Here is a 25,403-nt window from a genome sequence, read left to right as displayed (position 1 = left end):
TAACCAATCGATTTTAAGGAGTAACAACATGATTCCGGTAATCTTGTCAGGTGGTAGCGGCTCACGTCTTTGGCCGCTTTCGCGCAAACAGTTTCCAAAACAGTTCCTGGCCTTGACCGGCGAACACACCCTGTTCCAGCAAACCCTGGAACGCCTGGTGTTCGAAGGCATGGACTCCCCGATCGTGGTCTGCAACAAGGACCACCGCTTCATCGTCAACGAGCAACTGAGCAATCGTAAGCTCGAAGTTCAGCGCATCCTGATGGAACCGTTCGGCCGCAACACCGCGCCGGCCGTGGCCTTGACCGCGATGATGCTGGTCAACGAAGGTCGCGACGAGTTGATGCTGGTGCTGCCAGCCGACCACGTCCTGGAAGACCAGAAAGCCCTGCAACGCGCGTTGGCCCTGGCCACCGTTGCGGCGGAAAACGGCGAGATGGTGCTGTTCGGCGTACCGGCCACCAAACCGGAAACCGGCTATGGCTACATCAAGTCGACCAATGATTCGCTGCTGCCTGAAGGCGTCAGCCGTGTCTCGCACTTCGTCGAAAAACCTGACGTCAAGCGCGCCACCGAATACGTCGAGTCCGGCGGTTATTTCTGGAACAGCGGCATGTTCCTGTTCCGCGCCAGCCGCTTCCTCGAAGAACTGAAAAAGCACGACCCGGACATCTACGACACCTGCCTGCTTACCCTTGAGCGCAGCGAGCAAGATGCCGACACCATCACCTTCGACGAAGCGACTTTCGCCTGCTGCCCGGACAATTCCATCGACTACGCCGTGATGGAAAAAACCCAGCGCGCCTGCGTCGTACCGTTGACCGCTGGCTGGAGCGATGTCGGTTGCTGGGCGTCGTTGTGGGAAGTGAATGAAAAAGACGCCAATGGCAACGTGTCCAAAGGCGACGTGGTCATCCAGGACAGCAGAAACTGCATGATCCACGGCAACGGCAAACTGGTGTCGGTGATCGGCCTGGAAAACATCGTGGTCGTCGAAACCAAGGACGCCATGATGATCGCCCACAAGGACTCGGTCCAAGGCGTGAAACAAATGGTCAACACCCTCAACGAGCAGGGCCGCAGCGAAACCCAGAACCACTGCGAAGTCTATCGTCCGTGGGGTTCCTACGACTCGGTGGACATGGGCGGCCGCTTCCAGGTCAAGCACATCTCGGTCAAACCGGGCGCGTGCCTGTCGCTGCAAATGCACCACCACCGCGCCGAACACTGGATCGTGGTCAGCGGCACGGCTGAAGTGACCTGCGACGAGAACGTGTTCCTGCTTTGCGAGAACCAGTCGACCTACATCCCGATCGCCTCGGTCCACCGTCTGCGCAACCCGGGCAAGATTCCACTCGAGATCATCGAAGTGCAATCGGGCAGCTACCTGGGTGAAGACGATATCGAACGGTTCGAAGATATCTACGGTCGCTCGACCCCGATCGAACGCGGCGTTTCGGTGAAAACCATCGCGCAGTGATTGATCTGTAAAACAAGAAGCCCCCGTCCAGCCCGCTGCGTTTTTCCCTATCCGCAGCGGGTTGGTCGGGGGCTTTTTGTTGTCCGTAGATTCGTCTGGAAGTGGCTTTCTGTGGATTTCCTTAACGTTTGAAGGCGTCGGGGTCTGCGGGTGAACTGACATTGATTTCACCCGTGGCCTGGTCAGATCACCGCACGCTGTGTCGCGCGAACCTGGGGCCCGTGCCAGGCAGTACGTGCAGGAGCGGCATCGGCATAACGTTGCGTTTCACCGTGGCGCAGGACTCGGCTGACCCGCTCACTGTTTTCACCCGTCCTGTACTGCAAAGGAATATCAAACGGTGTTTCGACGTAAAAAACATGCTCGTTGTCCCGACTTTTTATGACATTCAATCCCGACGTATTGATTTCAAAATAGTGGGACATTTTATCCAGCGCATTGCCGTAATAACGCCTGCCAAAAATCAGTTCCGAGGTTCGTTGAAGTGGCTGATAGGATGGATTCAGGTTCGTGAAATAATGCCGAGCCATTCCCTGTGGCAGCCGATTTCCAAGCACATTTTTTTCTGACGGCTTCAACGCCTGTGTCGCCAGTATGGCGGCATGAGCGTTTTTACCGGTGTAATGAAAAAATACATTCTTGCCCGTCTCGCCAGGACTCAGAGGACTTTTTTCTCCAGGAAAGGTCTCCACCAATCGCGGTCTTTTTTGACCACCGAAAGTGCTTGGAGCAGGTTGTTCCATACGATCCGATAACGCGCCCTGAGAAACACTGCTACGAAATACCTGTTTGCTGGGTGAAGACAAGCCCGCTTCGCCAACTCCCAGCGTTGCCGAACTGAATGATCTCTTGAAAGCCACCTTGCGCTGCACCTCTGATGCCGCCTCGGATTTTGGCTGATGGGCGATGCGTCGCCTGGGCGCGGGCGACTCTGTCTCAGAGTCTCCGTTCAATCCCCATCGATCCCTGTTGATCAGCGGACCGTTACGCACCATGGCATAGACGTTCAATCCGTCTACCTCTCCCGCCGGATCCGGATTCAACCAGCGCTGCCACTGCGGCAAGTAATACCGATACCCGTAGTAATAAAGCCCCGTCGCATCCCGTTCCTTGCCCGAATACCGCACAGTCTTGTAACTGACCTGCACCGCCTCGCCGCTCGACCAGGCCGTGCCGCCAAACGGGTAATAGCGTTCCTGCGTGATGATGTTGGCATCCTGATCCAGCTCCAGAGTGCTGGACCCCAGGTGATCCGTCAGGCTGTAGCGCTGTTGATGGTTGGCAATCTGCGTCGGACGCCCAGACTCCCAATGCAACACCCGCACGCTACCGCGCCCGGTCTGGATATCGATCACATGCAGTTCTTCGCCGGTGCCGCTATGGGTGCGGATTTCCAGGCCTGGCAAGTAACGGGCTTCAAGGGTGTTGGTTCGGGCGCTGGTTTGCAGTGAGCGGATCTTGCGCACGCGCATGCCCTCGGCATCGTAGATGTAACGCTCGTTGTCATCCGGACCAGCCTCGCGCTCCACCGGGCGCACTTCGCGAAGCTGATTACGCAGGTCCCAACTCAACGCCTGACCCGGTTGCAGGTTCAGCAAATTGCCGTTGGCGTCGAAACCGCTACGAAAGTCTCCTTCATCCGGTTCCACACCACCGCGTACGGGCAGGCACCGATTGCTGTGTGCAGCGGCGACCAGCCGATGGCCAGGGTTTTGCGCGCCGATGTGGATCAATCCGAGCAGGTTGTTGCCGTCGTCGTAGCGATAGGTCTGGCGGTAATTGGCGAGGCTTTCCGAATACTCGGACAAGGGCCCCTGCTTGACGGTCCCGGCCTCCCAACCGGTGGCCTCTATCAGTTGCGACAGGCTGTCATAGGCATAGCGATTGATCGGCTCGATGCGCTGATTGGCGAAGTAGCGAATGGGCAGCGCCGCGTCTTCGATGCTCAGCACATTGCCGGTTGGATCGTAGGCGTAACGCAGGTCCTGCAATGGACCTTCTTGTCCTGCTCGGGATAACAAGCGCTTCAGTCGTCCGTCTTCGGCGGTGTACTCAAGGACAGTGACCACGCCATTTCCCGCCACTTCCTTTTCGACCTGACCGTGGGCGCTGTAGGTGATGGCGCTGACCATCGGCAACCATTCAGTGGCATTGCTCAGGCGCAGATCTACTGCGCGTAACCGGCCATCGAGGGTCTGACGCCAGCGCTGCTGATTGCCCTGAGCATCGACCCGGAACAGCCGTTCTGCCAGCGGATTAAAGCGAGAGTACGTGATCGCGCCTGACGGTGACTCTGCCGTGAAACGCCGCTCCTGCTCATCTATTGAGCCAGTCAATCCGTAGTTGCTGAACAGCAAAACACCCGCCGGATCATCGTGACGAACCAATCGCCCGCACTGATTGCGCTCACTGAGCGACTTATCCCCATAAGCCAACTGCTCCGTACACTCGCCGTTCTCGAACACCGCAACCGGTCGCCACTGTTCGTCATAGCGAATCTGTCGTCGAGTGCCCCGCCCGTCCCATTGTTCCAGTTGTTGTTCGCCCTCCCCCCATAGACCCAACCGCCATCCGGCATCGACACTGTCCGTGCCGAGCACCTTGGCGGAGAGGGAATACACCGTCGCCAGATTGGCCTGTGCCGTTCCCCATAAACGCGGGTCCCACTGTGCAACCACTCGCCCGAACGGGTCGCGCGTCGTGTGATTGATCCGGGCCTGCGCAAGCCTGCTGTCCTCGTCGCGCCAGTAGCTCACCGCGCGAACCCCTAGCCCCCGCGAATCCAGGGCCGTCACGGTCGGGGTATGGCGGTGTACAGACAATGTGGTCGACATTGACGGGCCTTCCTTGAACAGTCCGTCCATCTAATACTGGCGACGGAATAGTTGGCTACTGTCAGAAATTACAGGGTGGACGAACGGTAAGCTGCGCCTGGCCATCGCCAACCGCACCTACGCTTAGGTAGGATGACCTTCTCCCTTCCCGAGGTTGTGCGACATGTTCATCGGCGTCCTGCTGGTCATCACCTGGCTGATCCTGTTGTTGCGCTACCCGGCCAAAGCCTTGCCGGTGTCCGTGGCTGCCGCCGTGGGTTTGGGCCTGGTCGCCACGTGGGTGATCTGGCTGGACAACCGCGAGGTCAAGCAACTGGCGCGCCTTGAATTGCGCATTACCTACGCGCCGGAACAGTGCCCGGCGGACCGTCCGTTGCAGTTAACGATGAACAACGGCAACGACGTGCCGCTCACCGAATTGCGCTGGCGCATCGCCGCTTACGCGCCCGGCGACACGGTCAACCTGGCCGACAATCAATACGCCGCCCCGCGTTATCGCGGCCCCGGCGAATTGCAGGCCGGCGCCAATTGGGAAGACTGTTTGCCGCTGCCACCGTTGCGCCCCGGTTACCGTCCGCAAACCCTGGAGTTTCGCGCCGAGCGTTTGCAGGGTAGTTTCTCCGACTGATCCCCCACTTCTTATTGCACAAGGACCGCGCCATGCCCGTTGCGTTGATTACCGGTTGTTCCAGCGGCATCGGCCGCGCCCTGGCCGACGTGTTCAAAACCGCCGGCTACGAAGTCTGGGCCAGTGCCCGCAAGGCTGAAGACGTTTCCGCTCTGGCGGCCGCCGGGTTCACGGCGGTGCAACTGGACGTCAACGATGGCGCCGCACTCCAACAGCTGAGCGAACGCATCAACCAGCAACATGGCGGCCTCGATGTGCTGATCAACAACGCCGGTTACGGCGCCATGGGGCCGCTGCTCGATGGCGGCGTGCCGGCGATGCAACGCCAGTTCGAAACCAATGTGTTTGCGCTGGTCGGCGTCACTCAGGCGTTGTTCCCGGTGTTGCGCCGGGCCAAGGGTCTGGTGGTGAACATCGGCAGCGTGTCCGGGGTGTTGGTCACGCCGTTCGCCGGCGCCTACTGCGCCTCGAAAGCCGCGGTGCATGCCTTGAGCGATGCGCTACGCATGGAATTGGCGCCGTTCGGCATCCGTGTGATGGAAGTCCAGCCCGGCGCTATCAACACCAGTTTTGCCAAGAATGCCGGGCATGAAGCCGAACAACTGATCACCGAACAATCCCCGTGGTTTCCATTGCGCGAGGGTATTCGAGCGCGGGCCAAGGCGTCGCAGGACAAACCAACGCCATCCAGTGAGTTTGCCGCTGAGCTGCTCAAAGCAGTGCAACAGAGCAAACCGCCACGGCTGATCCGCATCGGCAATGGCAGCCGGGCATTGCCACTGCTGGCAACATTGCTGCCCAAGGGGTTGCTGGAGTCGACCTTGATGAAGCGCTTCGGTTTGAATCGCCAACTCTGAGCGTGGCAAACCGGTCTATTGGCGCCAGACCGTCACGATCATCATCAGACTGAGCAGCGCCATGGTGCCCATGGCGAGGCTCAGGCCCAGAGACATCGCAACAACAACTCGATCACACCGCCGGCGCCGCATCCATACAGGTTTGTATACCCGGGTGCTTTCAGTAGAATGCGCGCACTTGAGACATTCGACGCGTTTACGCCGACTCAAACAGCATGGAATCGCTGGCATTAAAACTGAAGCACGGATTGCTTGCCTTCCCGCTCTTCCCCTGCTCGTTCCATGCGACCTTTATTCAATCGCAGATCAGGGAATATCCATTGAACATTTTCAACGTGCTGCCACTGGCCTTTGTTGCCTTGTTGGCCGGCTGCAGCGCCAGCTCCGAACAGACCGCCAGCAAAGAGCCCTCCCTCAACGACACGCTGCCCAAGCTGACCTTGCAAAGTGTGCTGCCGTCACCGTCCAGCAATGAACAGTGCAATGCGCAAATGGACAGCGACATTTTGTTCGGCCTCGGTTTTCAACTGTACGGCGATCAGGAATGGGACACCGCCAAAAGCTGCCTGGAACTGGCCGCGCCGAAACACCCTCGCGCCTTCTGCTATCTGTCGATGATCGCCGGCCAGGACGAAAGCAAAAACCCGGATCAACGCAACAGCGACGCCTTCAATTACATGGCCTATTCGGCGATGCAGAATGACTGGTGCGCAGAATTCGGTCTTTATCAGGCCTACCAATACGGCAGCAGCGGAGCCAGGCAAGATCATGCGCTGGCCAGCCGTTGGCTTGAGCGCTCTTCGGTGCATGGTTACCCCGAGGCTCAGAAGGAACTGATCGAGCAGTACGAAGAGCAAGGCAACCTGGTCGCCGCCTACGCCTGGACAAAGATCATGGCCAAGGACGATGACTCGACTGCTGCCGATGCCCTGAAAACGAAGATGACCGCCGCGCAAATCGCCGACGGTGAAAAGCGTTATACCGAGCTCGCTGGCCAGGTCACCAGCAAAAAAGCCATGTTCGCCGAAGCGCGGGAAGAAGACGTCGGCCGTTACTCCGCCGAAATCTATCAAGACTATCCGGACACCTTCAAAGGCCTGTCGTCTGCCGAGCGCTACGACTACGTAAAGCAGTCGATGTACAAAGCCATGGACCTGCCGTTCACCAAGAGCCGTGGTCACGTGCTGAGCTATATCGTGATCAATCGCGCCGCTCTGCTGAAAAAACCTGACGCGAATATCGCGAATGACCAGCGGATCGTCTCCCTTATGGAAGATAAGGAGTTGTCGGTCGCTGAAACCATCGAGCATGGCCTGCTGGTGGTCAACAAGTTCTACAGGTAAATCGATACGACGGTGGCGAGGGAGCGTGCTCCCTCGTTCCATGCTCGCGGCCGAGTCGCTGGTCATCCTCGGCAAGAGCCAGTAACAGCCTTTGACCCACGCCGTGCCTGCGCCACGGACGTAACGCCTCAACCGCGATCAAGGAATATCCAATGAAATGCAAACACCTGCTGCCGCTGGCATTGGCCGCCGCGCTTGTCGGCTGCGGCACGCCATCGCCAGACGAGGCGCTGAACGCCACCCTGCCCAAGCTCAGCCTCAAGGAACTGTTACCGCAAGCCGTCGCCAACGAGTATTGCAACCTCAACATGGACAGCGATCTGCTGTACGGCATCGGCTACCAGTTGTACAACGACGAAAAGCCCGAGCAAGCCCGCAGTTGCCTGATCATGGCCGCGCCCACCCATGACCGGGCCTTGTGTTATCTGGCAAGCATCGCGGAACACGACACGAGCAAGGACAGCGCCCAGCGCGATCAGGAAGCCTTCAGCTATATGGCGTATTCCGCAGTCAGAAATGACTCGTGCGCCGAGTTCAGCATGTTCCAGAACTTTGCCTATGGCATGCGCGGACAGACGCCGGACACCGACCTCGGTTTACGTTGGCTGGAACGCTCCGCACGCCATGGCGATCCGGACGCCCAGCAAACCATGATTCGTGTACACACCAACAAAGCCAATCTGCCCGTAGCCTACAGTTGGGCCAGAGTCCTCGACGACAAGGCACAGATCGACTCGCTGAAACAAAGAATGAACCCGCAGCAACTCAGCGAAGGAGAAAAAGGTTACGAGCAACTGAGCAAGAAAGTGACCAGCAACGACGAGGTGCGTAAAGAGGCGCGAGAGGAAAACATCGCGGTGTACTCGGCGAACCTCCATATGCAGTTCCCCGACACCTTCAAGGGATTGTCGCCGATAGATCGCCATGCCTTTATGGAGAACGCACTGGCCACAGTGAGTGCTCGTCCCGAGTTCACCACCCGTGATCAGCTTTACGCGTATGTGATCATTTCACGACAGGCTCAGTTGCACAGCAGCAATGCCGACGTCCTGAAAAATCCGCAGGTCATGGCGCTGCTCAGTGACAAAGAACTGGACGTGGCAGATGCAGTGAAGAAGGCCGAAGTCATCCTCAGCCAGGCGCAACTGTAAGACGCCTTACCAACGAAGAGACCCGGGCAAACACAAACCCTGTAGGAGCGAGGCTTGCCCGCGAAGAGGCCAGAACAATCACCACAAAACCTCAACTCCACCCCTTCATAAAATCAATAAACGCCCGCACCTTCAGCGGCAGATGCCGGGTGTCCGGGTACAACGCATACACCCCTTGTTGCGCGAATCGATGATCCGCCAACAAGCGCTGTAACCGCCCCGCCTCCAGATCTTCCTGAATCAGCCATTGCGGCAGAATCGCCACACCCTGCCCGGACAACGCAAAGGCCCGCAGCGTCGCCGAGTTGTCGGCGACAATCGCGGTTTTCCCCGGTTTGGGTTGGTACAGATACTCCGTCCCGGCCGGATCGTTCACCGTCAGTTCAGGCACTCGCCCATGCCCCAGCGTCGGCAGCGACTCCAACGCCGCCAGCGTATCGACCGTCCCGAAACGCTCGACCAACCCCGGCGCCACCACCGCAAAAATCTCGAACGTCGACAACTGCACCGCTCGCAGATTGGAATCAAGCATCCGCCCCAGACGAATCGCCACGTCGAAACGCTCGGAAATCAGATCGGCGTGGGTCGAGGAGGTGGACAGGTGAATGTTCAACTGCGGATGCTGCTCACGAAACACACCGAGCGCGGGCACCACTTGGGCCAGGGCAAACTCCACCGTGGTGGTAATCCGCAAAGAACCCTTGAGCTGCGAGTGCTCGGAACGGGCCTCCTCAATGGCCAATTGGGCCTCGTCCAGGGTGCGCAAGCAGCGCCGATAAAAACGCTCGCCAGCATCGGTCAACGCCAATTGCCGGGTGCTGCGGGTCAGCAAAGTCACGCCCAGCTCTTCCTCCAGACGCTTGAGGTTGAAACTCACCACCGCGCGGGTCTGCCCCAACGTCTCGGCCGCTGCGGTCAACGACCCGGCCTCGACCACGGCTTTGAAAGTGTCAAAACGGTCCAGGCTGACCATGCTCGCGGCGCTCCCTTGTCAAAATAATTTTGACAAACTAGCAGCCAAACCAGCGTTTTCCTAACGTCGCCAGCGCTCTACCCTGCACCTCTCATTACAGGGAAACTGGCCATGGCCTATCGCTCGAAAGTCGCGCTGGTGTATTTATTGGGGTTCGCCCTCGACCTGCTGAACATGTTCGTCGCCACCATCGCCTACCCCGACATCGCCCGGGAACTGCGTGCGTCGGTGACCGAACTGGCGTGGATCAGCAACGCCTACATGCTCGGGCTGACGTTGATCATTCCGATGAGCGTGTGGCTGGCGGCGCGGCTCGGTGAACGACGGTTGATCCTCGGTTCGCTGCTGGTGTTCGGGATCGCTTCGGCATTGGTGGCGCAGGCAGGATCGATTGAAAGCCTGATCGGCTGGCGATTGCTGCAAGGGCTCGGTGGCGGGTTGCTGCTGCCGGTCGGCCAGGCCCTGGCCTATCGACAATTTCCACCGGCCCAGCGTGCGCATTTCACGGGTGTGGTGTTGCTGGTGGCGCTGATGGTACCAGCGCTGTCACCGGCGGCCGGCGGATTGATCGTCGAGGCATTGTCCTGGCGCTGGATTTTCTACCTGAATGTGCCGGTGGCACTGCTCGCACTCGGCCTCGCCGCGCTGTGGCTGAAACCCGATCAAGCCTCCAGCGAACGCCCGACACTCGATGCTCGCGGCCTGCTACTCGCCGTCTCGGCCCTGAGTCTGTTGTTGATTGCCCTGAGCCTGTTGAGTGAGCCGGACACTCGTCTTCTCGGCGTGCTCGGACTGATCGCCAGCGCGGCAATGGCGGCGCTATACCTGCGCGACGGCTGGCGAAAACCCGCGGCAATCCTCGACCTGCAACTGATCAGAAATCCATCACTGCGCGCGGCGATGCTGATCTACCTCTGTGTGCCCGGCATTTTTACCGGCACCCACCTGATTGCCGTGTTGTACCTGCACGACCTCGGTCTCGGCGCAGCGCAAATCGGCGCGTTGATGTTGCCGTGGGCGGCGGGCTCAGGGGTGGCGATCCTGCTGGGCAAACGCAGTTTCAACCGCATCGGACCCAAACCGTTGCTGATCACCGGCATGCTGTTGCAGTGCCTGGGCATCCTCTTGCTGACACGCGCCGCACAGCCCGTCGGCCCGTTGCTGATCATCGCTTACGCAGTGATGGGCCTGGGCGGCAGCCTGTGCAGCGTCACCGCCCAGACCTTGGCGTTCGTCGGTATCGCACCGGAAAAAATGGGCCACGCCAGCGCCCTGTGGAACATCAATCGCCAACTCGGTTTCTGCCTGGGCGCGGCGCTGTTGAGTTCGTTACTCGGTGCGTTGGGCGCACAAGGTTTCAACTACTGCTTCCTCGCAGCGGCACTGCTGACCGTGATGCCAATGGCCGCCGTCCTGCGCCTCGACTCGAAGAAAATCCTCGCCCTGCTCACCTCACCAGCCCTTCAGGAAAAATCCGTATGACTGACTACACCGACTACTTTGACGAAGTGATCCAGGCCCACGTGGCGATCGAAAAATGGTTTGCCCAGGTACAGGACGAAGCTGCGCTGGACAGTTTGCTGGCGCGTTTTTCACCCCGGTTTTCCATGGTCTCGCCACTGGGTCGGGTGCTGGATCTGGAGGCGCTGAGTGCGTTGTTTCGGATGGCGGGCGGGCAGAAGACCGGGTTCAAAATCGAACTCAGCGAGCTGTGCGGGATTGCCCTGCACGAACGCGGCGCGACGGTGAGTTATCGCGAGCAGCAGACCGATGCGACAGGGTTGCACTCGGATCGACGGTCAACGGTGGTGTTTGAAAAAATCGAATCCGGCGAAGTTATTTGGCGGCATTTGCAGGAGACGTTTTGCAATTGAATGTCCCCAAAAGATCGCAGCCTTCGGCAGCTCCTACAGATTTTGTGTACACCTGTAGGAGCTGCCGAAGGCTGCGATCTTTTGATCTTCCGCTTTACTCGGAATTTGCCTCCTTCACCACCACCGTGCAGGTAATCCCCGCTGCCAACAGCACGCCCTCCGGCACTTCATCAATATGAATCCGCACCGGCACCCGTTGCGCCAACCGCACCCAGTTGAACGTCGGGTTCACATCGGCAATCAGTTCACGACTCTCCGGGTTATCCCGATCGTAGATGCCGCGGGAAATACTCTCTACATGCCCCTTGAGTACTTCGCCGCTCATCAGCTGCATGTCGGCCTTATCGCCCACTCGCACATGCGGCAACTTGGTTTCTTCGAAGAAGCCATAGACCCAGAACGAGTTCATATCGACCACGGCCATTTTCGCTTCGCCGATGCGCGCGTAATCACCGCGATGCACGTTGAGGTTAGTGACGTAGCCGTCAACGGCGGCGCGGACTTCGGTGCGTTTGAGATTGAGTTCGGCGGCTTCCAGCTGCGCTTGCGCATGTTGGTAATCGGCTAGCGCGGAGTCGGCGATGTTGCTGGCGTCGTCGCGGTTTTCCTTGGAGATCACCAGCGCGTCCATGTCGGCGCGGCGATGGGCGTTGACCTTGCGCATCTCCCATGTAGCCTTGCGCGAAGCCACTAATGATTGCGCCTGTTTGACGGCGATGCGGTAGTGCTCGGGGTCGATCTGCATCAGCAAATCGCCCTTCTTCACCAACTGGTTGTCACGCACCGGCACGGCGACCACTTCGCCGGTGACGTCGGCGGCGACGTTGATGATGTCGGCGCGCACGCGACCGTCGCGGGTCCACGGCGTGTCCATGTAATGCACCCACAGGGTCCGGCCGATCCATATCGCGAGGGCCAGTACCAGCAGGGTCGCGAGCAGGCTGAAAAGCTTTTTCATCAGTACGTTCTCAACGGTAGACCGTCAGCGCCAGGGCGCCGAACAGACAGGTAAACAGACTCAGGCGCAGCAGCGCCGGGTGCCAGAAGAAGCGGTACAGATCGAACCCGGACAAGAACCGGTCGAGCGCCCAGGCCAGTGCCGCGGCGATGAAAAACATCAGCGTCATGGTCGGCATGTACACGCCGTGGAAGGCGATTTCACGCGGCATGTTCAACTCCTTGGGACTGAGTGATTGCGTAGGCGGCAAGCGGTGATTGCGGGTCGAGCAACGAGGTGCGGATGAAGTGCAGATAGCTCTTCACACGACGCAACGCGGACGTGTCGAAGTGCGGGGCGAACGGTTCGTCGGTGGCTTGCACGCGACTGATCGCATGATCCACGGCGATCAATCCGCGTTCCAGATTGCTCTGGCTCGGTTGCAAAAACAGCCGCACCAGCGAGCGTCCCATTACGCGAATTGCCTGACGCCACGGCTGGGATTCGGCATAGGCCGGATGCACCGGCAGAATCGCCTGTTCCTTGCGCAACTCAATGATCGCGTGGCCGACTTCCAGCACCACAAACATCCAGCGCAACAAGTCCCGCTGCACCTGTGGCGAACCCACAGCCAAGCCATACGCCTGGTGCAGCAGATCCCGGGTGCGACTTTCGAAACTCGAGCCCAAACCCTTGAGTTTGCCGCTGATCGCGTACACCACTTGCTCGCGCAAATCCTGCTCCAGCCGACGCCACAACCAGCGGCTGTTCGGCGGCAGGATGATCGCGCCGGCAGCGGCACACACCAGCATGCCGAGGACCATCGCGATGTAGTCGTTGATAAAGGTGTAGGGGTTATAGACCGTGAGGTTGTCCGGCACCGAACCGGTGCTGAAGAAGATCAGCAAACCGAGGCCGACCCCGGCGTATTGCGGGCGTGACGTCAAGAACGATCCGAGCACGATCACCGGCGCAAGCATCACACACAGCAACGGAAAACCATCGATCCACGGGAAGATGAAAAACATCTCGACGAAGCCGATCAGCGCCCCGAGCAACGTGCCGCAAGCCATCTGGAACGCCATGCGTTTCGGGTTCGGTGTCGCCGCCGAAAGGCCCACGGTGGCGGCGGCAATCAACGTCATCGTCGCCCCGCTCGGCCACGCGGTGGCGACCCAATAACTGCCGAGCACCACCAGAATAAATGCCGCGCGAATCCCTGACGCCGCCGAGGCCATCCAATTGGTTTGCGGGGTGAACGGCTCGTCCCATTGCTCCCGCGCGTGACTGTGATCGGCCAGGGACGCGTGGGTCTGTGCATAACTGTGCAGGTCATCGACGAAGCGATAAAGCAGCTCGTAAGCGGTGTGAAAATCCAGCTGCTCGGCGTCGCTCGGGTCGCTCTCCTGGAAGGTCGCACGCAAGCTGCGCACCCGCGCCGGCAAACCTTCTTTGTAAGCGCTCAGCGCCGTGACCAGGCGCGCGGCATCGGCATTGGTCAGTGCCCGGCCGCTGAAGCCGTCGAGCAATTCGGCGAGGTCCTGCAAACCCGGTTTGATCGCTGCCACCACATGGTCCGCCTCACTGCTGCGCAAGCGTTCGAGCAATTGGTGCAAGGCGTTGAAGCGCGTGGTGATGCTCATGAACTCGCTGTTCAAGCGACTGAGGCGACCGTTGCGCCGACGCATGTGCGGGTCTTCGAACACCGTCACGCTGCGCAAGCCTTCCAGGCCCACTGCTTCGGCGATGAAGCGCACGTTGCTCGCTTCGAAAGCCTCGCGTTTGCTGCGACCGCGCAAGCCGTCGGTGACGAACAAAGCGAACACACCGAAGCGCTGATACAAGGCGTTGCGCATCGCGGCGCTGGCGGTTTGCGGCAGAATCGCGGCGCTGATCAGGGTCGAACAGATGATCCCCAAAGAGATTTCCAGCACCCGCCAGACCGCCGCCATGAAGGCGCCGTCCGGGTGTGCCAATGCCGGCAAACCAACCATCGCTGCGGTGTAGCCAGCGAGCACAAAACCGTAAGCGCGGAAGTTGCGATAACGCGCCGCACCAGCCGTGCACAAGCCAACCCAAATCGCCAGCGAACCGAGGAACAGTTCGGTGTTCTGCGCAAACAACGCGATCAGCAACACCATCACCGCCGACCCGGCGAGGGTGCCGAGGAAGCGATAAAAACTCTTGGCCAGCACGTGACCGCTTTGCGGCTGCATGACGATGAACACGGTGATCATCGCTGTGCGCGGTTGCGGCAATTCCAGGCGCATGGCCAGCCACAGGGTCAGGAACGCGGCGAGCAGCACTTTGAAAATGTAGACCCAGGTCACGCCATCGCTGCGTGCCCAATCGTAAAAGCCACGGCGCCATTCGAGGGAATACAGCCAGCGCAGCGGTGCGGGCAAGGGAGTCATCGAATCCTGCTCATTGATATTTCAGTCGGGCCGGGACCCTGTGGGAGCGAGCCTGCTCGCGAAGGCGGCGTGTCAGTCAATGCTGATGTCGCCTGACACACCGCTTTCGCGAGCAGGCTCGCTCCCACAGGTTTTGTGTTCAATTCGAGAGGCTCTTAAGCAGGGCCGGGGTTTTCGGGGCGGCGGTCTGGCTGTCTTTCGGCACATCGCTGCCAGCACCCAACCCACCGCCCAACGCCGTCACCAATTCCGCATGCGCACTCAACCGCGCCGCCTGCACCTGCTGCTGAACCTGTTGCTGTTTGAACAGCAACGTCTGGGCATTGAGCACGTTGAGGTAATCCGTGAGCCCGCGCTGATAGGCGATCATCGCGATGTCGTAGGTCTTCTGCGCCGTGGCTACCGACTCGGTAGCGAAGGTTTGCTGCTTGTCCATCGACTCGCGGCGGATCAATTGGTCGGAGATGTTCTTCAGCGCATTGACCAGGGTCTGGCTGTACTTCGCCACGGCGATGTCATACCCGGCGGATGCTTCACCCAGTTCCGAGCGCAAACGACCGCCGTCGAAAATCGGCAACGAGATCGCCGGGCCGACGCTGTAGTTGAGTTTCTTGCCGGTCAAAAACTCCAGCGCACCGCCGCCCGTGGCCATGTAGCCGAGGCTGCCGACCAGGTCGACGTTGGGGTAGAAACCGGCGTGCGCCACATCAATGCCTCGGGCCTGAGCCGCGACTTGCCAGCGACTGGCGACTACGTCCGGGCGTTGACCGAGCAATTGCGCGGGCAGCGACGACGGCAGTTTCAGTGCGGCGCCCAATGACAAGGTTGGTCGCTGCAACTGCGCACCCTCGCCCGGACCTTTACCGGCAAGGGCCGCGAGTTGATTGCGGCTCAGGGCGATTTCTTCGTCCAGTGCGTCGATCTGCCGATGGGTTTCCGGCAACGGCGTTTCGGCCTGGCTGACTTCGAAATGCGTGCCGATCCCGCCGTTCAAACGTTTTTGCGCGAGGTCGAGGATTTGCTGTTGCTGTTTCAACGTCGCGGCGACGATGTCCCGTTGCGCGTAATGCAGCGAGAGTTCGATGTAGGCGCGCACGATGTTGTTCTGCAATTCGAGCTGCGCCAGCCGTGCTTCAGCGGCGGTCATGTGCGCCATGTCGACGGCGCGCTCGGTAGCGTTACTTTCACGGCCCCACAGGTCGAGGGCATAGCTGAAGCCCAACGAAGCGTTGTTGTCCCACGTCGTGGTGTTGGACAGTTCGCCCGGGCCGTAGAACTGATCCGTCGGCCAGTTGTGGCGCTTGAGGGTCGATTCGCCATTGACCTGCAACGATTCGGCAGCTTCGGCGATGCCGGCCATGGACTTGGCCTGACGCACCCGGGCGGCAGCCATGGCCATGGTCGGGCTGCCTTGCACGGCGAGGTCGATCCAGCGATTCAATTGCGGGTCGCCATAGGCCTGCCACCATTGCGCGGTGGGCCAGTGAGCGTCCTGTGCAGCGTTCTGGATGGCTTCGTCGGTGGCCAGCGAATCAGCCTCCAGCGCCTTGCCCTGCGGGGCAATACCTCCGGTACCGATGCAGCCGCTGATTGCCAGGGTTAAAGCCAAAACACTGAGCGTCTTGAGCGCTCTGTTGATGCGACGCGGCACTGCTGCAAATTCCTGAGGTGGGGGGAGGCACGAAATATTGTGGGACCGGGCACTGACCCCTGTGGGAGCGAGCCTGCTCGCGAAAGCGGTTCGTCAGCCAACATCAACGTTGACTGATACTCCGTCTTCGCGAGCAGGCTCGCTCCCACAGGTATTGATGTTCCTGCGGTGGCGCAATTCTAGGGGTGGGCCTGGTTGGCGATAAGCTGGGATTCCTGTGAATCTTTGTTACCGTTACTGCGATAATCCCTTGGTCGGGGTCACTGCCCCGGTAACTTCGTGTCACAATTTGCCATCGAACCCGAGAGCACCCCATGGACACCTTGCAAAACATGCGCGCCTTCAGTTACGTGGCCGAGGCCGGCAGTTTCACCGCTGCCGCCGTGCAACTGGACACCACCACGGCCAACGTCTCGCGCGCGGTTTCCAACCTGGAAGCCCACCTGCAAACCCGCCTGCTCAACCGCACGACCCGCCGCATCGCCCTGACCGAGGCCGGCAAGCGCTACTTGTTGCGTTGTGAGCAAATCCTGGCCTACGTCGAAGAAGCCGAAGCCGAGGCCAGCGACGCCCACGCCCGCCCCGCCGGGCAACTGAAAGTGCACACCATGACCGGCATCGGCCAGCACTTCGTGATCGACGCGATCGCCCGCTACCGCAAGACCCACCCGGACGTGACCTTCGACCTGACCATGGCCAACCGCGTGCCGGACCTGCTGGACGAGGGCTACGACGTGTCCATCGTGCTCGCCAGCGAACTGGCGGACTCGGGTTTCGTCTCCCAGCGGTTGGGCATCACCTACAGCATCGTTTGCGCCTCGCCGGCCTATGTAAAAGCCAACGGCTGTGCGCAAAAACCCAGCGACCTGCTCAACCACGCCTGCCTGCGCCTGGTCAGCCCGGTGATTCCGCTGGAGAAGTGGACGTTCGACGGCCCGGAAGGCCAGGAAATGGTCACCATTAACAGCTCACCGTTTCTGGTGAACTCAGCCGACGCAATGAAAACCGCGATCACCAGCGGCATGGGTGTGGGCGTGTTGCCGGTGTACGCGGCGATTGAAGGGCTGCGCAACGGCACGCTGGTGCGGATGATGCCGAACTACCGCTCGCAGGAACTGAATCTGTACGCGATCTACCCGTCGCGGCAGTACCTGGATGCGAAGATCAAGACGTGGGTCGAGTACCTGCGCGGGTCGTTGCCGGAGATTCTGGCAGCGCATCAGGCAGAACTGACGGCGTATGAATTGAGCGGAAGTCTGGCCGGGGCGCGACTGGCGAATTGAGCTACGGACGGTCCTACAAACTGCGGATTTTCGAGGACGTTTCCGACGTGTTTTGACGGTTGTTGTGTGGGAAGGGAAGTGGATAGGCTTTGGGGGTCACTGACGCATCAGTGACCGGGTCTGGAAAACCCGGATCATTTCCTACTTCAGCACATGGCATACTGCGGCGCTTTTTTCTGCCTGCAATGTTATGGCGGCTGTGCGCGGGAGACCTTCGGGTCTGCCGGGTTTTGGTGGGATTGACCGGTTTTTCCAGTCCGCGCACGGCTGCCACCCTTCGTCTGGAAAACGAAAGTGGCAGCTCCAGTAATCCCCCATGGAGTATTGCCCTTATGTTCAAGCCAACACCGAATCCCCCTCACACGCCCAGCCACCTGTTCCAGGTCGTCCCCAACGCCACTACCGAAGCCCTGATGGTCTACGCCAGCGAATCCCTCGCCTCGGCCAGCGTCATGGCCAGTGACTTCGCCGGATTTGTCGAAGGCACCCACCGCAACACCCTGCTCGGCATCCAGCAAGTCATCATGCTGGCCGAACTCTCGGTGAACCGGGTGCTGGACAACCTCGATCCGCAAGAGTGACCAACACCACCAAACTTCCCCTGCGGGAGCGAGCCTGCTCGCGAAAACGATGACACATCGAATAGATGAGTCGCCTGAACCGCCGCCATCGCGAGCAAGCTCGCTCCCACAGGGGATTACTGTTATTCACAAGCATTGTGTTCACCGTTGTGGGAGGCGCTGGTTAACTGAGCTACAGACAGTTCTCCAAATTGCAGATCCTCAAGGATATTTCCGACGTGTTTTGACGGTTGTTGTGTAGGAAGGGAAATGGATAGCCTTCGCGAGCAAGTCCGCTCACACAGTTAAATCAAGCGCTGTTCGCGATAAATGTGTCTTCGTCAACTGTCAACTCTGACAGTTTACGACGCCCGACATCATGTTTATGTTCAGCGCAAGACCGCACGCAAGGAAAGCGTAATGCTCGCTGAAACGATCGATTCGAGTCATAAAAAACACTCTGCGCTTGGCACCGTGGACGCCATTATTCAAAAACTTGGCCGCTTCGAAGGCAACGTCACCGCATTCACCACCAATAACATTCTGGTAGGAATCAATGCTTCACACGTCAGCGCCTACCCGCATACAACAAATTTTTTATACCTGAGGTTCCCGATAAACATTCAAAACAAGCGTTATGAGTTTGTCGAAGGCGGCCCGGTAAACCCACTCATCTTTCGCCAACTCAGGAATGGCCTGGACACCCTCCATCAGCCAAAAAGTGACACAGGCCACATCACCTTCGATTTTGACCGAAAAAAAGGCACATTAAGGGCGCTGTTCAATTTCACTTTCATCGACAGTAATACTGGGGAAGAACTCATATTTACCGGCGAGATTAAGGCTGAAGGGATGAAACTTCAGCAGCGGTAAAACCCTTTTGGTAGCGGGCTTGCCCGCGAATGATTTCACAGCCAGCATTAATGGCGACTGACACACCGCTTTCGCGAGCAAACCCGCTCCCACAGGAGAGTCGTGTACACCCGGGACCTCGCATAAATCCCAAAAAGAATGTTAGCGTGCTTGGCATTCACCACTGCCCGCCGAGTCGCTTCCCATGAAAAAAACCGTCCTCGCCTTCAGCCGTGTCACCCCCGAAATGATCGAACGCCTGAAACAAGATTTCGACGTGATCGTGCCGAACCCGAAAAATGGCGACATCAACGCCCAGTTCAACGAAGCCCTGCCCCACGCCCATGGTTTGATCGGCGTCGGTCGCAAACTCGGCCGTGAGCAACTGGAGAACGCCGCCAAGCTGGAAGTGGTTTCCAGCGTATCGGTGGGCTACGACAACTATGACGTCGCCTACTTCAATGAACGCGGGATCATGCTGACCAACACGCCTGATGTGCTCACCGAAAGCACCGCCGACCTGGCCTTCGCCCTGCTGATGAGCAGCGCCCGCCGGGTCGCCGAACTGGACGCCTGGACCAAGGCTGGCCAGTGGCAGGCAACCGTCGGCGCGCCGCTGTTTGGCTGCGATGTGCACGGCAAGACGCTGGGCATCGTCGGCATGGGCAACATCGGCGCGGCCATTGCCCGTCGTGGTCGGCTGGGTTTCAACATGCCGGTGATCTACAGCGGTAACAGCCGCAAGACAGAAATTGAACAAGAGCTCGGCGCGCAGTTCCGCAGCCTCGACCAACTGTTGGCCGAAGCTGATTTCGTTTGCCTGGTGGTGCCGCTCAGCGAGAAGACCAAGCACCTGATCAGCCATCGCGAACTGGCGTTGATGAAACCGAGTGCGATCCTGGTGAACATCGCGCGCGGCCCGGTGGTAGATGAGCCAGCGCTGATCGAGGCGTTGCAGAACAACCGGATTCGTGGCGCCGGCCTGGATGTCTACGAGAAAGAACCGCTGGCCGAGTCGCCGCTGTTCCAACTGAAAAACGCCGTGACCCTGCCGCATATCGGCTCCGCTACCGATGAAACCCGCGAAGCGATGGCCAATCGCGCCCTCGCCAACTTGCGCAGCGCCTTGCTCGGTGAGCGCCCGCAGGATCTGGTGAACCCGCAAGTCTGGAAAGGCTGATAAAAAAACGGGCCGGTGTATGAAACACCTGCCCGTTTTTTATTAACGCTGACAACTTCAAGTTCGATACACACCTTGAAAACCAGTGCACCACCAAAAACTTGATACCCGCTATAAACTCCGCGCCATTCTCGACTATCACGAGTTCTGGCCACGGAGAGCATTTACATTGAACAACCTGAGCACCGACCAACTCATCAGATACAGCAAAGTCTTACTAATGGCGTCCTTCAGTTTTTTTGGACTGTTAGTAATGATCAGCAACTTTACCGACTACCCTTCAAACTATGAATATGTCGGTCATATCCTGAGCATGGACACCACCCGAGAGAACAATTACATAAGTTATCGTGCAATTACATCGCCGATGCTTCATCACCGAATTTACTGGATCATCATTACGCTGGAAGTGATCTACACCTTGTATTGCCTGATGGGCACTTATCAACTGCTCAAATATATAAATGCTTCAGCCGAAGCATTCCACGAGGCCAAAAAACTTTCTATCGTCGGTTTGTTGATTGCCCTGTTTATTTATTACGTGTGCCTGCAAGTGGTCGGTGTCGAGTGGTTCGACATGGATGAATCGCCAACGTGGAATGCCAAGGACTGGGCGCGGCATATCGTCGATTTCATCGTGCCCTTGTTGATTTTCCTGGCCCTGAAGACCGAGCGCTGACGGCGCCAGCGCTCATGCTTTAAACCGGTTCAGGCCAATTTACCGCTGCCCTGCACCAGCGCTGCCTTGGGTTTGCGGAACACCAACACGTTACCCAGCATCACCAGCACCAGCCCGACCAGCGCTGGCGCGGTCCATTGGTAGCCTTCGGCGAAGGCCGAGACGTTCAGTGCCACCACCGGGAACAGCACGGTGCAGTACGCCGCGCGCTCCGGGCCCATGCGCCCGACCAGCGTCAGGTAGGCGGTGAAGCCGATCACCGAACCGGGAATGACCAGGTACATGAGCGAGCCGATGTAGCGGGCGTTCCATTCGATGTCGAACGGGATGCCTTTGACCAGGCACCACACTGACAGCATCGCCGCGCCATAGGCCATGCCCCAGGCGTTAGTGGTCAGGGGTTTGAGCCCGGCCTTCTGTTGCAGGCTCGACAGCATGTTGCCGGCCGAGAAACACAGCGTCCCGAGCAAGGCCAAACCCAAACCGAGCAAAGTTTCAGGGCTGGCCGTATGGCCGGCGAGTTCCGGCCAGAACAACAAGCCAAGCCCCGACAGGCCAAGCGCGCCGCCCATCAACACATTGCGCGCAATTTTCTGACCGAAGAACACTCGCGCATTCAGGGCGTTCCACAGCGTGGCGGTGGAAAACACCACGGCGACCAGCCCGCTGGGGATCCATTGACTGGCGGTCAGGAAGCACATGAAGTTGACGCAGAACAGGCACAAGCCCTGGGCCAGGCAGATCAGATGCCCGCGACGGTTCATCACTTGCAGGCGACGGCTGAGCAGCAGCATCAAGAACAGCACCAGCGCGGCGAGACCGAAGCGATAGACAATCGACACCGGAATGGCCACCACGCCCAATTGCCACTTCAAGGCAATCCAGGTGGTGCCCCAGATCAGCACGGTCAACAGGTACAAAGACAGGTTCATGGCAAAGACTCCTCAATAGGAATCCAGTGTCCTGCGCCAGCACCGGGTGCACTTGCATAAACTTGCGCTTTTGTCGGCCGATGGGCTGGCAGGTCAAGGTCTACGGAGTAGGATGCAAGGCGTTGGAGAGAAAACGATCATGCCCGCACTGGAAACGTTGCAAGTCTTTCAAGCCCTCAACCGCTCGCCCAATGCTCGTCTTGAGCACAGCGCCGAGCTCGGTGACGGCATGGCTGCAGCTTTGTGGAGCAACCATCACGACGCCCAGGACTACGAAGCGCCGACTCACCACACTCTGTCCTGTTACATCGCCGGCGGCACCGAGACCTTTCGTCGTGACCAGCCCGGCAATAAGGGCGGCCCGGACAAACTGTGCATCCTGCCCGCCGAGCATCAGTCCGGCTGGGTGATCAATGGCGATATTCGCCTGGCTCATCTGTATTTCAGCCCTGAACAATTCGCCCTCGGCTGCGTCACGCTACTGGACCGCGAACCGCGCGAACTGCAATTGCGCGAAGGCACCTTCCTTGAAGACCCACAACAGGCCCGGCGTTTTCGGCAGATGCTCACCCTCAATTGGGAAGAGCCCGGCGAACGCGTGCTAACCAGCAGCCTAGCCCACGAAATGCTCAGCCACGCGCTGCTCAATCAGGTTGGCATGCGCCAGGGATTGCGGCTCAAGGGCGGATTGGCTGCGCATCTGCGGCGGCAGTTGGTGGAGTTCATCGACAGTCAGTTGGCCGAACCCATCAGCCTGGGGCAGTTGGCGGGGTTATGTGCGTTATCCGAATATCACTTTGCGCGGATGTTTCGCGAGAGCTTTGGCTTGCCGCCGCATCAATATGTGCTGGCGCGGCGCATGAGTCGGGCGCGGGAGTTGTTGCGCTCGACGTCGCAGCCATTGGGCGAGATTGCGCTGGCGTGCGGGTTTGCCAGTGCGAGTCATTTCACCAATCGGTTTCGGCAGGTATTGGGTGGGACGCCTGGGGAGTATCGGTTGGCGTTTTTGCGGTAGGACCGGAGATTATCGGTGCCTGTCAGGGCCTCTTCGCGGGCAAGCCCGCTCCCACATTTGATCGCATTCCCATGAAAGAACGCGGTCACTTGTGGGAGCGGGCTTGCTCGCGAAGAACGATGACGCGGTGCCCGATCAGAACTCCAATGTGCTGGAGAGCGAGATCTGCCGCGAATCCCCCATCGACACAAAGAACCGGCTCGCCGCCGAGGTGTAGTAAGTGCGATCAAACAGGTTCTTCACATTGAGCTGGAACTTGACCTTCTGCCCTTCGACTTTGGTGTCGTAAGTAGCAAACACATCAGCCACGGTGTAGCCCGGCAGATCGAAATCATTCGGCGCATCCCCCGCCCGCTCGCCAACATAACGCGCACCCGCGCCGACCCGCAGTTGATCGCCACCAACAATGGTGCCGAAGTCATAGACCGCCGACAGCGAGCCGGTGTTCTTGGCGACGTTTTGCAGTTTCTTGCCTTTGTAGTCCGGGTCTTCGGTGACTTCGGCATCGGTGTAGGCGTAGCTGCCGATCATGCTCCAGCGATCAGTGAGCTGACCGGTCAGGTCGATTTCCAGGCCTCGGGAACGCACTTCACCGGCGGCGCTGTAGATGGTGGTCGGGCCTTCGGAATTGGCGATCAGCACGTTGCGCTTCTTGATGTCGAACAGCGCAATGTCACCGGTGATGCGCCCCGGCATGTCGAGTCGGGCGCCGATTTCCCAGGACTTGGCTTCTTCCGGCGCGATGCTGCCGTCGAGTACCACGGTGCTGCCGCTCAACGGCGCGATGGTCGAGTTGGGTTTGAACGATTCGGTGTAGCTGCCGTAGAACGACAGTTCATCGGTGTAGCGATACACCAGACCGGCGCGCGGCACAAATTTCTGGCCGTTGTTGTCGGTGTTGGCCTTGAACGGCACGCCTTTGCCGGCGTACTGGTCGTACTCCTGGAAGCGCCCGCCCGCGACCAGAATCCACTGGTCGGTGAGGTGAATCGAGTCCTGGGCGAAGATCGAATCGCTGCGCAGTTCATCGGTCTGGGCGCTGTCGGGTGCGCTGACCGTGGTGCCGGCGACTTCGCGGCCATACACCGGATTGACGTAGCTGAAGGTGGTCCGGCTTTTCTGGCGGATCAGGTCTTCGCGGTAGATCTTGCGGTACTCGTCATCGACGCCGAACATCAGGTCGTGCTGCATACCCAATACATTCACTTTGCCTTCGAGGCTGGCAGTGGTGAAACGGTCGGTGCTGATCGCATTCTGGGTGCCGTCCATGCTGCGGGTCAGGGTGCCATTCTTGGTGTCGATGGCGGTGACGCGTACCTGGCTGGCGTCGTAGGTTTCGCGGTTCCAGCTGTAGCCGAAGTGGGCTTTCCAGTTGTCGTTGAGTTCGTGATCGGCCTCGAAGTGATACAGGTCCGAGCGCCCTTCCATGTTGTTGAACGGTTCGTCGAGGCGCTCGTTGCGCGAGATGTCCAGCGGATGGTTGGTGCGCGGATCGATGACCGTTCCACGGTCAAACGGGGTGAGGAATTCCCGGTGTTCGTAGGAGAACAGCAGCTTGGTGCTTTCGCCGAACCAGGCCAGGGACGGCGCCACCAACGTCTCGCGGTGGGTGCCGAAGTTGCGCCAGTAGTCTTCGTCTTCGTGGTCCAGGACCATGCGATAGGCCAGCCCGGAATCGCCCAAAGCACCGGTGCTGTCGAGGCTGCCGCCGCTGCCGTTCTTGCCGTCGCCGTAGGTCGAACCGCGCAGCGTCAGGGCGTTGTATTGGGTCAGTTCGGGTTTCTTGCTGACCATATTGACCACGCCGCCCGGGTCCTGGATGCCGTAGAGCAACGAGGCCGGGCCCTTGAGCACTTCGACCCGGTCGACGGTGGCGTTCATGCCACGGCCCTGCACGATCGGCATGCCGTCGCGCATGATCGAGCCGTTGCGGTTGTCGCCGAAACCGCGGGTCATCACCGAATCCTGAGTGCTCGCCAGGGTGTTGCCCTGGGTGATGCCGCTGACGTTGGCCAGGGCGTCATCCAGATTGCGCGGCGCCTGGTCGCGAATGACCTGGGCCGGAATCACGTTGATGGTCTGCGGGGTTTCCTGAAGCAACGCCGAGCTGCGCATCACCGAACTGGTGGGCGGCGGCTGATAGCTCATGGTTTGATCCATCACCGAAGTGATGGTGGTCGCGCCCAGATTAAGGGTGCCTTCGGTGGGTACGGGTTCAAGCGCCAGGGTATGAGCGTCGGTGCGGCGGAAGGTGAAACCCGAACCGCTGAGCAAACGCTGGATCGCCTGTTCGGCACTCATCTGCCCGCTGACCGCCGGGGCGTTGATGCCGTAGGGCGCTTCGTCGGTGTAGACCACGCTGATGCCGGTGATCCGGCTGAAGTCGCTCAAGGCCTGGGGCAGCGGTTTGGCGGCCAGGGCAAAGTTGAATTGCGTGCGCTGTTGCGTGCTGGCGGTTTCAGCGGCGATTGCCACGCTCAGCGGCAGCAATGCCAAAGCCGAAAAACTCAGCGCCGAGGCACCGAACCACTGTTTGACCGAACCCGATTTTGCCCTGGACTTCATTGCTCATGACCTGTGTAGAACCGCTACGGGATGCGAATGACTCGCAGTTTCAGTCACTACACGGATGGGGGTTGGGTTTACCTCACTAAAATTTTGAAATTATTTTCAGAAGATCAAAAGATCGCAGCCTTCGGCAGCTCCTACAGGGGAATGCGTACTCATGTAGGAGCTGCCGAAGGCTGCGATCTTTTGACT

The 25,403-nt window shown here is 59.3% G+C and carries 21 protein-coding genes and 1 pseudogene; 13 read left to right on the top strand and 9 right to left on the bottom strand.

Translation table 11 applies throughout. The annotated features are described in order from the left end of the window. The first annotated feature begins 28 nt into the window (after window positions 1-28). Window positions 29-1,480, top strand: a complete 1,452-nt coding sequence (locus LOY68_RS05200; protein WP_054049739.1) for a mannose-1-phosphate guanylyltransferase/mannose-6-phosphate isomerase — start codon at window positions 29-31, stop codon at window positions 1,478-1,480. Between the two features lie 182 nt (window positions 1,481-1,662). Here LOY68_RS05200 and LOY68_RS05195 read toward each other — a convergent pair whose 3' ends face one another. Next, window positions 1,663-4,314 (bottom strand): RHS repeat domain-containing protein, encoded by a 2,652-nt coding sequence (locus LOY68_RS05195; RefSeq protein ID WP_265043368.1) that lies wholly within the window; start codon window positions 4,312-4,314, stop codon window positions 1,663-1,665. 163 nt (window positions 4,315-4,477) lie between these two features. Here LOY68_RS05195 and LOY68_RS05190 point away from each other — a divergent pair, with 163 nt between their 5' ends. The 4 genes from LOY68_RS05190 (at window position 4,478) to LOY68_RS05175 (ending at window position 8,293) form a co-directional block, all read left to right on the top strand. After that, window positions 4,478-4,942 (top strand): multidrug transporter, encoded by a 465-nt coding sequence (locus tag LOY68_RS05190; RefSeq protein ID WP_163908550.1) that lies wholly within the window; start codon window positions 4,478-4,480, stop codon window positions 4,940-4,942. A gap of 32 nt (window positions 4,943-4,974) precedes the next feature. Beyond that, window positions 4,975-5,799, top strand: a complete 825-nt coding sequence (locus LOY68_RS05185) for an SDR family oxidoreductase (protein WP_163908548.1) — start codon at window positions 4,975-4,977, stop codon at window positions 5,797-5,799. Window positions 5,800-6,119: 320 nt separating this feature from the next. After that, window positions 6,120-7,142 carry a sel1 repeat family protein gene (locus LOY68_RS05180; RefSeq protein ID WP_265043365.1) on the top strand — a complete coding sequence of 341 codons (1,023 nt, stop codon included), beginning with the start codon at window positions 6,120-6,122 and terminating at the stop codon, window positions 7,140-7,142. Between the two features lie 152 nt (window positions 7,143-7,294). Continuing rightward, window positions 7,295-8,293 (top strand): hypothetical protein, encoded by a 999-nt coding sequence (locus tag LOY68_RS05175; RefSeq protein WP_265043363.1) that lies wholly within the window; start codon window positions 7,295-7,297, stop codon window positions 8,291-8,293. A 91-nt stretch (window positions 8,294-8,384) separates the two neighbouring features. On the opposite strand, the gene LOY68_RS05170 is transcribed toward LOY68_RS05175, so the two are convergent. After that, entirely contained in the window at window positions 8,385-9,266 is an 882-nt protein-coding gene (locus tag LOY68_RS05170; protein WP_265043352.1) for a LysR family transcriptional regulator, read from the bottom strand. A 111-nt stretch (window positions 9,267-9,377) separates the two neighbouring features. Between LOY68_RS05170 and LOY68_RS05165 the strand changes: the two genes are divergently transcribed. Together LOY68_RS05165 and LOY68_RS05160 are read left to right on the top strand one after the other, a co-directional pair. Then, window positions 9,378-10,748 carry an MFS transporter gene (locus tag LOY68_RS05165; RefSeq protein WP_265043351.1) on the top strand — a complete coding sequence of 457 codons (1,371 nt, stop codon included), beginning with the start codon at window positions 9,378-9,380 and terminating at the stop codon, window positions 10,746-10,748. Beyond that, complete coding sequence (locus LOY68_RS05160) at window positions 10,745-11,140, top strand: DUF4440 domain-containing protein (protein ID WP_265043349.1); 396 nt, start codon at window positions 10,745-10,747, stop codon at window positions 11,138-11,140. Before LOY68_RS05165 ends, LOY68_RS05160 begins: the two co-directional genes overlap by 4 nt. A gap of 94 nt (window positions 11,141-11,234) precedes the next feature. Here the strand turns inward: LOY68_RS05160 and LOY68_RS05155 are convergent, their stop codons facing one another. The 5 genes and pseudogenes from LOY68_RS05155 to LOY68_RS05140 form a co-directional block, all read right to left on the bottom strand. Next, on the bottom strand, window positions 11,235-12,098 hold the full coding sequence (locus LOY68_RS05155; protein ID WP_265043348.1) for an HlyD family secretion protein: 864 nt from the start codon (window positions 12,096-12,098) through the stop codon (window positions 11,235-11,237). A 10-nt stretch (window positions 12,099-12,108) separates the two neighbouring features. Next, window positions 12,109-12,309, bottom strand: a complete 201-nt coding sequence (locus tag LOY68_RS05150) for a DUF1656 domain-containing protein (protein WP_007896379.1) — start codon at window positions 12,307-12,309, stop codon at window positions 12,109-12,111. Beyond that, on the bottom strand, window positions 12,299-14,491 hold the full coding sequence (locus LOY68_RS05145) for an FUSC family protein (protein WP_265043340.1): 2,193 nt from the start codon (window positions 14,489-14,491) through the stop codon (window positions 12,299-12,301). The genes LOY68_RS05150 and LOY68_RS05145 overlap by 11 nt, the downstream gene beginning before the upstream one ends. A 23-nt stretch (window positions 14,492-14,514) precedes the next feature. Then, a pseudogene (locus LOY68_RS32215) lies at window positions 14,515-14,634 on the bottom strand (metal ABC transporter ATP-binding protein); the annotation flags it as partial. Then, window positions 14,631-16,142, bottom strand: coding sequence for an efflux transporter outer membrane subunit (locus LOY68_RS05140; RefSeq protein WP_265043338.1), 1,512 nt, complete (start codon window positions 16,140-16,142; stop codon window positions 14,631-14,633). The pseudogene LOY68_RS32215 and the gene LOY68_RS05140, both read right to left, overlap by 4 nt. 314 nt (window positions 16,143-16,456) lie before the next feature. Between LOY68_RS05140 and LOY68_RS05130 the strand changes: the two genes are divergently transcribed. The 5 genes from LOY68_RS05130 to LOY68_RS05110 all read left to right on the top strand — a co-directional run bounded on the left by LOY68_RS05130 (window position 16,457) and on the right by LOY68_RS05110 (window position 20,696). After that, a complete protein-coding gene (locus LOY68_RS05130) occupies window positions 16,457-17,425 on the top strand; it encodes a LysR family transcriptional regulator (protein WP_123405442.1) in 969 nt (322 codons plus the stop codon). A 332-nt stretch (window positions 17,426-17,757) separates the two neighbouring features. Next, on the top strand, window positions 17,758-18,006 hold the full coding sequence (locus LOY68_RS05125; protein ID WP_265043336.1) for a DUF6124 family protein: 249 nt from the start codon (window positions 17,758-17,760) through the stop codon (window positions 18,004-18,006). 399 nt (window positions 18,007-18,405) lie between these two features. Continuing rightward, window positions 18,406-18,858, top strand: coding sequence for a hypothetical protein (locus tag LOY68_RS05120; protein ID WP_265043334.1), 453 nt, complete (start codon window positions 18,406-18,408; stop codon window positions 18,856-18,858). A gap of 184 nt (window positions 18,859-19,042) precedes the next feature. Continuing rightward, the gene (locus LOY68_RS05115; RefSeq protein WP_265043332.1) at window positions 19,043-20,017 is read left to right on the top strand and encodes a 2-hydroxyacid dehydrogenase; all 975 of its coding nucleotides are present in this window, start codon (window positions 19,043-19,045) and stop codon (window positions 20,015-20,017) included. Between the two features lie 169 nt (window positions 20,018-20,186). Further along, the gene (locus LOY68_RS05110) at window positions 20,187-20,696 is read left to right on the top strand and encodes a DUF2165 family protein (RefSeq protein WP_163908524.1); all 510 of its coding nucleotides are present in this window, start codon (window positions 20,187-20,189) and stop codon (window positions 20,694-20,696) included. A gap of 29 nt (window positions 20,697-20,725) precedes the next feature. Here LOY68_RS05110 and LOY68_RS05105 read toward each other — a convergent pair whose 3' ends face one another. Beyond that, entirely contained in the window at window positions 20,726-21,628 is a 903-nt protein-coding gene (locus LOY68_RS05105) for a DMT family transporter (protein WP_265043330.1), read from the bottom strand. 139 nt (window positions 21,629-21,767) lie between these two features. On the opposite strand from LOY68_RS05105, the gene LOY68_RS05100 reads away from it, so the two are divergent. Continuing rightward, entirely contained in the window at window positions 21,768-22,643 is an 876-nt protein-coding gene (locus tag LOY68_RS05100; RefSeq protein ID WP_265043329.1) for a helix-turn-helix transcriptional regulator, read from the top strand. A gap of 135 nt (window positions 22,644-22,778) precedes the next feature. Here the strand turns inward: LOY68_RS05100 and LOY68_RS05095 are convergent, their stop codons facing one another. Continuing rightward, window positions 22,779-25,208 carry a TonB-dependent siderophore receptor gene (locus LOY68_RS05095; protein ID WP_265043327.1) on the bottom strand — a complete coding sequence of 810 codons (2,430 nt, stop codon included), beginning with the start codon at window positions 25,206-25,208 and terminating at the stop codon, window positions 22,779-22,781. Window positions 25,209-25,403: the final 195 nt, after the last annotated feature.

The organism is Pseudomonas sp. B21-053 (genome assembly GCF_026016365.1).
GTDB classification, from domain to species: domain Bacteria; phylum Pseudomonadota; class Gammaproteobacteria; order Pseudomonadales; family Pseudomonadaceae; genus Aquipseudomonas; species Aquipseudomonas nunensis.
This window is presented reverse-complemented; position numbering and strand designations above follow the sequence as displayed.